Here is a 1,749-nt window from a genome sequence, read left to right as displayed (position 1 = left end):
GAGATGTGTATAAGAGACAGGCCCCGGATCGTCCACGCCAACGGGAAGGAATACCAGCCGTTCTCGCCGCCGATGCTCTCGACGACCGGCCACACCTCCCGCGCGGGGCAGTCGCAGTCCAGGCTGCGTTCGTCGGTGAACACCACTTCCCCGGCCCAGTTGGGATCGGACGGCAGCGGGTCAGCGGGTGCGCCGACCGGTGAGGCGTTCGCCCACGTGGTTTCCACCTCGCCGCGATCGATGCGGCGCAACGCCAGCGCGACCGCGTCCCGGTATCCGGTCGTGCCGCCCGGTGGGGGAGGGATCACCGCGTCGATGTCGTGCTCCGAGACGACCGCATCGGTGCTCAACGATTCGATCAGTGCACGCCCCAACGACGGGGGAATGGGGGTGACCAGGCCGATCCACAGTCCGGCCAGTCTCGGGGTGAGGACCGGCAGCACCACGATGCGCCGCCGCCGCAGCCCCGCGACCTCCGCGTAGACCTGCAGCATCTCGCCGTAGCGCAGCACGTCGGGGCCACCGATGTCGAAGGTCCGGCTGCGCGGCAGCGGTGCGTCGGCGGCCGCGACGAGATAGTGCAGCACGTCGCGCACCGCGATCGGCTGGATCCGGTTGTTCACCCAGCGGGGTGTGGTCATCACCGGCAGACGGTTGCCAAGGTGGCGGATCATCTCGAACGACGCCGAACCCGACCCGATGACGACGCCCGCCTGCAGCACCAGCGTAGGTACCCCGGAGTCGAGGAGGATCCGGCCGACCTGTTCCCGCGACCGCAGGTGCGGCGAGAGCCGGTCGGAATTCGGATGCAGCCCACCGAGATACACGATCCGGCCGACACCGGTATGCTGCGCCGCCGCGGCGACGTGCTCGGCGGATCGCTGTTCGGCCTCCTCGAATTCGCCTCGCCCGCCCATGGAGTGGACGAGGTAGTAGACGACGTCGATGTCGCGGCACGCGGTCTCCACCGAGTCCGGATCGTCGAGATCGCCCTGCACCACGTCGACGTCACCGGCCCACGGGACGTCACGCAACTTGTCGGGGGTGCGGGCCAGCACCCGCACCCGATGCCCGGCGGCGACGAGGCGAGGGGCAAGCCGTCCGCCGATGTATCCGGTGGCGCCGGTGACCAGGATACGCAGCGGGGCAGTCATGTCTGTTCGAGGATGTGCCCGAGTTGATGCCGTAGGCTGTCCTCGATGTGGGGACGTCGGTATGTGTGCCCGGCCTCGAGCAACCGGCGCGGCACGACGTGCTGGTCGGCGAGGGCGAGTTCACGGGCACCCTGGTCGCCGAGAAGCAGTTTCGGACCGAACGACGGCACCGGCAGCAGCGCCGGCCGGTGCAGCACGCTCGCCAGGATCCGCGTGTAGTCCTCGTTGCGGACCGGTTCCGGTGCAACGGCATTCACGGGTCCGGACAGCGACGGGTCCGCGAGCGCCCGGTGGTAGACGTCGATCAGATCGTCGATGTCGATCCACGACAGCCACTGCCGACCGTCGCCGAGCCGGCCGCCGAGCCCGGCCGCGAACAGCGGACGCAGGATCTGCAGGGTGCCGCCGCGTGGAGTCTGCACGATGCCGGTGCGCACGTGGACCACACGCAGGCCACCGGCTTCGGCGGGTTTCGTCGCGGCCTCCCAGTCGGCGACCAGGTCGGCGAGGAATCCCGAACCGCGGGAAGCGTTCTCGTCGAGCATCTCGTCGCCACGGTAGTAGCCGTACAGGCCGATCGCGGACGCGCACACGA

Annotated in this window: 2 protein-coding genes; both read right to left on the bottom strand. The window is 69.5% G+C overall.

The window, feature by feature from the left end:
* Positions 1–1,154: SDR family oxidoreductase (locus I0Q12_RS22105; protein ID WP_197254749.1), on the bottom strand; the 1,154-nt coding region annotated here is incomplete at its 3' end.
* Positions 1,151–1,749: DUF1731 domain-containing protein (locus I0Q12_RS33535; protein ID WP_231611207.1), on the bottom strand; the 599-nt coding region annotated here is incomplete at its 5' end. The genes I0Q12_RS22105 and I0Q12_RS33535, both read right to left, overlap by 4 nt.

It is taken from the genome of Rhodococcus sp. CX, assembly GCF_015865005.1.
Classification (GTDB): Bacteria; Actinomycetota; Actinomycetes; order Mycobacteriales; family Mycobacteriaceae; genus Rhodococcus.
Note: the sequence above shows the minus strand (reverse complement) of the source record. Positions and strands in the feature narration are given on the sequence as shown.